An 8,282-nucleotide genomic window follows, 5' to 3' on the forward strand; every position below is an offset into this window, starting at 1 on the left:
TCGCCCTCGTCCCCGCTGCCCGCGCAGGCCACATGCTCACTACGGCGCGGCGCCAGCCGCAGCACACCGGCCAGGTCGACGACGAAGGTGAATGGCTCCAGCCGCTCCGACACCGGCTGTTCGGACAGCCAGTCGTCGAGGTCGCCCGCCGACCGGATCGCCCGGCCCCGGCGACCCGGTCGCCGCACCGCCGCCGCGAGATCCGCCGGCCCCACATACCCGTAGCCCCGCCCCTGTCCGTCCACGCCCGTCAACCTACGTCGCCATATCACCCGGAAATCCACCCCTTTCTCTGCGCTCCCGCGTTCCGCCGTCGAACTGGCGCCCGTCACAGCCGTCCAACGGTGGGGCACCCGGCCGCAAGGCGCAGATATGCGCGAATTCCTGGAACTCGTACGAGGGAATCCCGTTCCACTTTCTGCCCAAGACCCGTCCACAGATGATTTCGTGGCGAATTCTGGTCGTTGGTAGGAGCAGTGAAGCGGAAAAGCTCCTGCCCGCTCGCGTCCGGATCCGGTGTGCCGGCACTACGGGACGTGCAGGGGCACTTGCCGGACGGCGAGACCCCCACCTCAGTCCTTGGAGCCACCCTGTGCCTGTGCCCACCGACGCGATCACCAGCTCACGCACCCCCACCGCCGATGCCGCCGCCTCCCTCCCGGCCCAGCCCACCGACGGAACGGCCGCCGGGGCCGAGCGGCACGCGGAGATCGTCGAACACGATCTGACCTTCGGCGGGTTCCGCTACACCTGCCGCATCGCCCGCCAGGGCCGGCTCGACACCGAACCCATCGTGATCCTGGGCGGGTCTTCCCAGGACCGCCATTCGTGGCAACGGCACGAGAAGTGGCTCACCCCCCTCAGCTCCGTCATCACCATCGACCTCCCCGGTTATGGGACCGCCGACTTCCTGCCCGCGAAGTACGGCGTCGACTTCCTCGCCGCCGCCGTACGCCATGTCGTCCAGGAACTCCGCATCCCCCGCGTCAACCTGGTGGCCGCCTGCTACGGCGGAGCCATCGGCGTACGGTTCGCCCAGCACTACCCCCACCTCCTCGCACGGATGATGCTCGTCGGGATGACCACCGTCATTCCGGCCGACTACGCGGTGGCCATGGAGCGTTGGGACGGGATGATCCGACGCGGTGAGACGGAGCCCATCGCCCGTGAGCTGGCCGACCGCTTCATGTCGCCTCCCGGCACCGGTCACGTACGCAAGAAGGCGGCCGTCGCCCGTCTCGTCTACCAGCAGATCGCGGCGCAGAACCCCGAGCAGCTGCGCATGTCCGCGGAGCACAACTCCCGCCTGATGCGCCACGAGTGGTACCGCCCCGAACCGACCCCCGCCATCCCCAGCCTGGTCGTCACCGGTGAGCACGACACCCTGACCACACCCGCCATGGGCCGCACGATGGCCGCGTGCCTGCCGGCGGCCCGGTTCATGACCATCGAGGAGACGGACCACCTCGCCCCGGTGGAACGCATCGCCGACTTCGCCGACCTCATGGCACGCTTCTGTACCGACCGGCCGCTGGAGGGCCTGCCCTACGCCGCCGAGCCGGAGGTGTTCGGCGCTCCCCTGCCTGCCTGACCGGTCGGCGGTCCGGCGGCGCGACGCCCCGGCCGTAAGCCCGGTTCTCCCCTCCCGCGCATCCCTCACCCCTCCACCCCTCCTGTCCGCCGACGCCCGGCACGATCAGGCCCGATTCGTACGCCGCGACCGCCGCATCTCCGTCAGCGCGGCGCGAGCCGTGTCACCCAGGAGCGGCGGGAGCGGATACGGGAGTGGGCCCCCGCCGAGGCGCGGGCCGGGCGCCATCTGACCGGGGGGAGGTGCCAGGCGGTGCCAGTCGGTGCCAGTTGTGGCGCTGGGACGGCAACCGGGTGGAGCTTCGGCGGTCTGGTGGGCGGTGGTTGGCGCCACCATCTGTGGCGCGTCGGCTCACACCGAAAGGCCATGCCACCTGCGAGAACAGTGGATTGCGACGCCAGCCGAGGCCATGACTACGCCATGGTTGAGCCAGAAAGCCTTGTCCGGGCGCCAATATGATGCCACTATGGCGCTACGGACCTCGCACCGTACGTCGCGACAAGCGGCGTCGGCAGCATCACCGTCCCGCACGCCTCACCAACCGCACACCCCAGAAGCGCGACCACCCACCCGCATCTGATCGAACTGGTGTCTGATCCAACGCCCAGATCTCGATCCGGCATGCCCATTCCCAGTGAAACGAGGACTCATGACCATTCCGCACACCGCATCGGCGATCAACGCCGTCGGACTCCGAAAATCATTCGGCGAGAAGCTTGTGCTTGATGGTGTTGATCTGGATGTCGCCGAGGGTTCGGTGTTTGCGCTGCTGGGTCCCAATGGGGCGGGGAAGACGACTGTCGTTCAGATTCTGTCGACGCTGATCGGTGCTGATGAGGGCCGGGTGCGGGTGGCGGGTCATGATCTGGGCCGTGAGCCGGATGCGGTGCGGTCGGTGATTGGTGTGACGGGTCAGTTCTCGGCGGTGGACGGGTTGTTGAGCGGCCGGGAGAATCTGCGTCTGATGGCGGATCTGCGCCATCTGGGACGGGCGGCGGGCCGGCGGCGTACGCAGGAGCTGCTGGAGCGGTTCGATCTCGCCGACGCGGCGGACAAGACCGTGGCAACGTATTCGGGCGGGATGCGGCGGCGGCTGGATCTGGCGATGACGCTGGTCGGGGACCCGCGTCTGATCTTCCTCGACGAGCCGACGACGGGGCTCGACCCGCGGAGCCGGCGCACGATGTGGGAGATCATCCGCGCCCTGGTCGCCGAGCAGGGGGTGACGGTCTTCCTCACCACCCAGTATCTGGAGGAGGCCGACCAACTCGCCGACCGCATCGCCGTACTCGACCACGGAAGACTCGTCGCGGAGGGCACAGCCGAGGAGTTGAAGCGGCTGGTCCCGGGCGGTCATGTGCGGCTGCGGTTCAAGGACACGACCAGCTTCGGGGTGGCGGTGCGGGCGCTGTCCCGGACCCTGGACGACCTGCCCCGTGACGACGACGCCCTGACCCTCCAGGTCCCCAGCGACGGCCGGGTCCGTTCCCTGCGCGCGCTGCTGGACCTCCTGGACGCGGAATCCATAGACGCCGAGGAACTCTCGGTCCACACGCCCGACCTCGACGACGTGTTCCTCGCCCTGACCGGGCACCCCGAACCCACTGACACCACCACCAACACCGCTGACGCCACTGGCGCTGTGAGCGGGAAGGGCGCGACCCGATGAGTTCCCTCTCCCACACTCTGACCGATTCGGCGACGATGCTGCGCCGCAACCTGCGGCACATGCTGCGCTACCCCTCGATGACCGTTCTGCTGGCGGGGATGCCGGTGGTGTTCCTGCTGCTGTTCGTCTACGTCTTCGGCGGCGCCATCGGCGCCGGCCTCGACGGCGGCGGGCAGGCGGGCGGACCGGGTGGTGGCCGGGGTGAGTACATCGTCTACGTCATGCCCGGCATCCTCCTCATGACCGTCGCGGCAGTGGCCCAGGGGACCGCGATCTCGGTGGCGATGGACATGACGGAGGGCATCATCTCCCGCTTCCGCACCATGTCCATCTCCCGCGCCTCCGTCCTGACCGGGCACGTCGTCGGGAGCCTCATCCAGACCATGATCGCGATGGTGATCGTCGTGACGGTCGCGCTCCTCATCGGCTTCCGCACCGACGCCACCCCCGTCGAATGGCTCGCCGCCATCGGCATCCTCGCGATGATCGCCTTCGCCGTCATCTGGCTCTCCGTCGCACTCGGCCTCGTCAGCAAAACCGTCGAGAGCGCGAGCAACCTCCCCATGCCCCTGACCCTGCTGCCGTTCCTCGGCAGCGGATTCGTCCCCACCGACTCCATGCCCACCGCACTGCGCTGGTTCGCCGAATACCAGCCCTTCACCCCCGTCATGGAGACCCTCCGCGGACTCCTCACCGGCACCCCCATCGGCAACAACGCCATACTCACCGCCGTCTGGAGCATCACCATCGCCCTCCTCGCCTACCTCTGGGCGCGAAAGCTCTACAACCGCGACCCCGGCCACAGTTGAGGCCGGCGAGCGAGTCCGCTCAGCTTCCGTGCCCTTCGTAGGACGGAGCCGTGGGGGCCAGGAGTCGGGCGCCGCTGCGACGACTTCTGGCCCCAGACTCTTCGGCCGGTATAGTACGAAGATCGTGCAACTTGGATAAATGGGGGACTCACATGGCGCTGTTCGGCAACGCACACACCATCAATCCGGCCACCGCACAGCAGGACTACGCCCGGCTGCTGGGCCAGGGCGAACAGATTCACGCTGCCTACCAGTTGATCCGCGACAGCATCCTCTTCACCGACCGGCGGCTGATCCTGGTCGACAAGCAGGGGATAACGGGCAAGAAGACCGAGTACCACTCCATTCCGTACCGGAGCATCACGCACTTCGCCGTGGAGACGGCAGGCACCTTCGATCTCGACGCCGAGCTGAAGATCTGGCTCTCCGGCGCCTCGGTGCCGATCCAGAAGACCTTCACCAAGGGCGTCGACATCTACGAAGTGCAGGCCATCCTCACGCAGTTCGCGGCCCGGTAGTTCGCGCTCTCAGTGCGCGGGCGGGGGCTCCTTCGCGGTGATGAGCAGCGTGACCGTGCGGTTGCGAGGGGCGTTCGCGTCCGTCGCCGGGAAGGGGCCCTGCCGCTGGTCCGCGCTGACCAGCCGGAAGTCCGTCAGCCGCAGGTCGCTGTCCTGCGCCAGATACTGGGCAGCGACCCGGGCGCGGTTCAGCGCGACGACGGAGCCACCGCTCGGCGCACCACCGGGCACGGCAACGGAATGACCCACCACCGTGGTCTCCACCCCCGCCCCCGCCCCGGCCCCGGCCTCGGACTCCAGGTCGGCCAGTCGGCGGCCGATCTCCGTCAGCACCTCGGCGCCATCCGGGCTGATCATGGAGTCGTACGGGAACACCCCCGCGCTGAAGACCAGTTGAACGTCCTCGGCATGCCGCCGGACCTCCACGCCCGGCATCGCCAGCCGCTTCGCGACCTCGTCGAGCATGCCGTCGCGCCGCTCGGCCTCGGCCGTGAAGCCCCCCTCGATCGCCGCCAGACGCGCCTTGAGTTCGTCCGCACGGCGCGACTCCTCCCTCAGCCGCTCCGATCCGGTGTCCGCCTCGGCCACCGGCTTCGAGGCCCGGTCACCGTCACCGCCGTCACCGTCGTTCACGAGGAACCGGCCGCCGGCGCCGATCAGCGCGGCTCCCACCAGCGCCGCGGCGACCACCGCGACCCGGCCGGTGTGGACGACGGGGCGGGCGCGGCGACGTCCGGCGGCAATCTTCGCGAGGGTACGACGGCCGGCCGCCGCGTCCGGGTCGTCGGGCGCGAGCGCCTCCACCCGTGACCAGCACGCGTCCGCCTCGGGCAGCTCGCCGCGCTGGGCATGCACCTTGGCGCGCAGGTTGAGGGCGGCCAGCAGCGTCGCCCGCTCGGCACCGGATCCCGTGCCGGTCTTCTCAAGGCTGACCCGCCCCGCGTCCGGCTCGTCCAGCTCGTCCAGCAGCCGCGCCGCGAGGTCGAGATCCCCGGTACGGGCCGCCGAGTGGGCCCGGCGCAGGGCCAGTTGGAGGCCCAGGACCCGCGCCTGTACCGGATCGATGACGTCCGTCACGCCCGTCAGGTCCGTCACTTCGCTCGCGTCCCTCACGTCGCTCACCTCGCTCACGACCTGCCCAGCCAGACGACCTTGTCCTGCTCATCCTTCGGAAGCAGCCGGTACAACCGCTGGTTCACCGCGTCCAGGCCCTGCCGGTCGTTCGCCGCGATGGCGCGCTGGCCCTCCTGGATGAGCGGCCCCGCCTGCCCGGACGACCGGAGCATCTCCTGGAGTGTGTAGAAGAGCTTCACCGACCAGTCGGGGCTCCGCCGCTCAAGTTCGAACAGCAGCGTCCCCGTCCGGTCGATGAGCCCTCGGACGGCGACCGAGTCCTGTGCGTTGATCGCCTCGTCGGCCCGGCTCCGGATCGCGGCGAGTTCCTGCCGGTCGGCCGTGTCCCCGTGCTGGCGCACGAGTTCGTCGGCCTCGGCGAGCGAGGCCCGCAGGTCCCGTACGAGACCGGGCAGTCCCACCGCGTCCGCGATGTCGTCCAACTCGGCCTGGAGATCGCGCAGTCGCTCCTCCGCGGTGGCCGCGGCGCCGTTGTCCACGGATGCCGCCTCCACCTGGTCGCGCGCGGTGCTGACGGACCGCTCCTCGTCCAGCTTGGCCAGCCGTCGCTCGGCGTCCGCCGAGCCCGCGTCCGCCACGAATCCACGCAGCGCCGACAGCCGTCCCTCCGCCTCGTCCAAGTCGTCCCGCAGCGCCTCGGGGTCCTTGGTCCGGATGTTGTCCAGGTCGATCTCGGCCTCGAACTGCGCCTGAACCAGGGGCACATCGGCGATCACCGTCACCATGCTGGATCTGTCGACCTCGACCGTCACCTCGACCTCGCTGCCCGCCGGAAGGTCGATCCGGATGTCGCGCGGCCGGATCTCCAGCATTCCGACCGTACGGTTGCGGTCGGCCCGGCTGCGTTCGCCGTGGATGACCGGGATCCGGATCGTCGCGTCGGCGTCGGAGCGGTGCAGGGCCGCCGACGTACGGAACACCTCACGCACCGAGGTGGGCAGGGTGGCGCCCTTGCGCAGCATCGGCGCGAAGACCTGCTCGGCGAGCTGGATGCCGAGCGAGTTCGCGAGCCGTACGCCGCCGAACTCCAGGTCCCTGTGGGTGATCGAGAGGGTGTTGGAGGTGAGTTCGCACCGCGCGCCCGAGGGGTCGGTCAGCTCGACGAAGAACTTCGAGGTGGTGTGCGGGTCGACGGCCACGTCGGTGACGAAGACGCCCTCCGCGTTCACGGATATGGCGGCGGTGCGGAACGGCGGCTGGCCCTGCGGGTTGTTCAACGTGACCGTGTACCCCGCCCAGTTCACCGGCGCGCCGGACTTCGCCCCAGCCCCTGCTCCAGCTCCAACTCCAGCCCCCGCTCCCGCTCCCGCCTCCGACGAGCCGCGCAGGCGCCCGCCGACCGTGGGCTGGAGGGTGGTGACACTGGGCTCGTACGACAGCTCGACGGCGAACTGCCCGGCCGGGACCGGCGCCGACTTCGACTGCGGGATCCGGACCGTGCTGGCGAAGATCGCCGCGCCACGGGCGACGACCGTGGTCGGGTCGAGGCTGACGTCAAGTTCGATCCCGAGGCCGTGACGCGGGTCGGCCAGCCGTTCGCGCAGGCCGGGCGAGAGCGTGACGCCGCCGACGAGCAGCAGCCGGTCGATGTCGTCCGGACCGAGAGCCGCTTCGGCGAGCGCGTCGCGGCACAGGTTGATCGCCCGGACATAGAACGGCTCGGCGACCGCGTCGAGTTCACCCCGGGTCAGCGTGTGCTCGAAGGTGACCGGGTTGCCGTCACCATCGTTGAGATCGACCATCAGCTCGACCTGGTCGCGCCGCGAGAGATGGATCTTCGCGTCCTCGGCCGCGCGCTTCAGCTTCGCGAAGTTCCCACGCCACTTGGGGTTGTCCCTGCGCAGATCCGTCAGCCCGAGCTGCGAAACAGCCGCAGGCACCAGGAGCCGCTCGATCAGCGCCCAGTCGATCAGCTTGCCGCCGAGATACGGGTCCCCCGCGTGGTTGAGCACCCGCAGGTCGCCGTCGCGCTTGCTGACCAGCGCGGCGTCGAAGGTGCCGCCGCCGAAGTCGAACACCATCCAGTACGCGCGGTCGGTGGCGTCCTGGAAGCCGTACGCGAACGCCGCCGCCGTCGGCTCCTGCACCAGCGGGCAGGCCGCCGTGAATCCGGCGAGCTTCGCGGCCTCGATGGTGGCCTTGTTCTGATTCAGCGCGAAGGCGGCGGGGACGGTGATCACCGCCGATTCGGGCGGGGCGCCGCAGTGGTGTGTGGCGTCCGCGCGGAGGGACTTGAGTACTTCGGCGGAGAGCTGCGGCGGGGTGAGGGAGGCCCCGGCGGTCTCGAAGACCTTCCGCGAGTCGGCCAGGCCCATCTCCAGCTTGAACTCGGCGGTGGCATTGGCCGGGTCCTTCTCCACCCAGTCGCGTGCCGCGCGCCCGACGTGGACCCGGCCCTCCTTGGGCATCCAGACGGCCGAGGGTGTGATGTCCCATCCGTCGTTGTTCTTGATGACGGACACACCGCCGCCCTCGACGACGGCGATGGCGCTGTTGGTCGTACCAAGGTCGATACCGAAGTCGACGGTGTCACGCATGATCGGTCCTCTCGTGGTCCGTGG

The 8,282-nt window shown here is 69.6% G+C and carries 6 protein-coding genes and 1 pseudogene; 4 read left to right on the forward strand and 3 right to left on the reverse strand.

Annotated features, from left to right (window positions below; all coding sequences use genetic code 11):
* Positions 1-245: pseudogene (locus P3L51_RS33550) on the reverse strand (hypothetical protein); the annotation flags it as partial.
* A gap of 353 nt (positions 246-598) precedes the next feature.
* Here P3L51_RS33550 and P3L51_RS33555 point away from each other — a divergent pair.
* The 4 genes from P3L51_RS33555 (at position 599) to P3L51_RS33570 (ending at position 4,587) form a co-directional block, all read left to right on the forward strand.
* Positions 599-1,591: an alpha/beta fold hydrolase gene (locus P3L51_RS33555; protein ID WP_354609130.1), complete on the forward strand. Its 993-nt coding sequence runs from the start codon at positions 599-601 to the stop codon at positions 1,589-1,591.
* 649 nt (positions 1,592-2,240) lie between these two features.
* Entirely contained in the window at positions 2,241-3,260 is a 1,020-nt protein-coding gene (locus P3L51_RS33560; protein ID WP_354609131.1) for an ATP-binding cassette domain-containing protein, read from the forward strand.
* Positions 3,257-4,069: an ABC transporter permease gene (locus P3L51_RS33565; RefSeq protein ID WP_354609132.1), complete on the forward strand. Its 813-nt coding sequence runs from the start codon at positions 3,257-3,259 to the stop codon at positions 4,067-4,069. The genes P3L51_RS33560 and P3L51_RS33565 overlap by 4 nt, the downstream gene beginning before the upstream one ends.
* Positions 4,070-4,221: 152 nt before the next feature.
* On the forward strand, positions 4,222-4,587 hold the full coding sequence (locus tag P3L51_RS33570; RefSeq protein WP_242574121.1) for a PH domain-containing protein: 366 nt from the start codon (positions 4,222-4,224) through the stop codon (positions 4,585-4,587).
* Positions 4,588-4,596: 9 nt separating this feature from the next.
* On the opposite strand, the gene P3L51_RS33575 is transcribed toward P3L51_RS33570, so the two are convergent.
* Positions 4,597-5,700, reverse strand: a complete 1,104-nt coding sequence (locus P3L51_RS33575) for a hypothetical protein (RefSeq protein WP_354609133.1) — start codon at positions 5,698-5,700, stop codon at positions 4,597-4,599.
* A gap of 14 nt (positions 5,701-5,714) precedes the next feature.
* Positions 5,715-8,258 (reverse strand): Hsp70 family protein, encoded by a 2,544-nt coding sequence (locus tag P3L51_RS33580; protein ID WP_354609134.1) that lies wholly within the window; start codon positions 8,256-8,258, stop codon positions 5,715-5,717.
* Positions 8,259-8,282: the final 24 nt, after the last annotated feature.

The organism is Streptomyces panacea (assembly GCF_040560175.1).
GTDB lineage: Bacteria > Actinomycetota > Actinomycetes > Streptomycetales > Streptomycetaceae > Streptomyces > Streptomyces panacea.

Bases quoted from the DNA above. Each gene is read 5' to 3' on its own strand.
- P3L51_RS33570 (WP_242574121.1), top strand. From the start codon at position 4,222: ATGGCGCTGTTCGGCAACGCACACACCATCAATCCGGCCACCGCACAG.
- P3L51_RS33580 (WP_354609134.1), bottom strand. From the start codon at position 8,258: ATGCGTGACACCGTCGACTTCGGTATCGACCTTGGTACGACCAACAGC.
- P3L51_RS33565 (WP_354609132.1), top strand. From the start codon at position 3,257: ATGAGTTCCCTCTCCCACACTCTGACCGATTCGGCGACGATGCTGCGC.
- P3L51_RS33560 (WP_354609131.1), top strand. From the start codon at position 2,241: ATGACCATTCCGCACACCGCATCGGCGATCAACGCCGTCGGACTCCGA.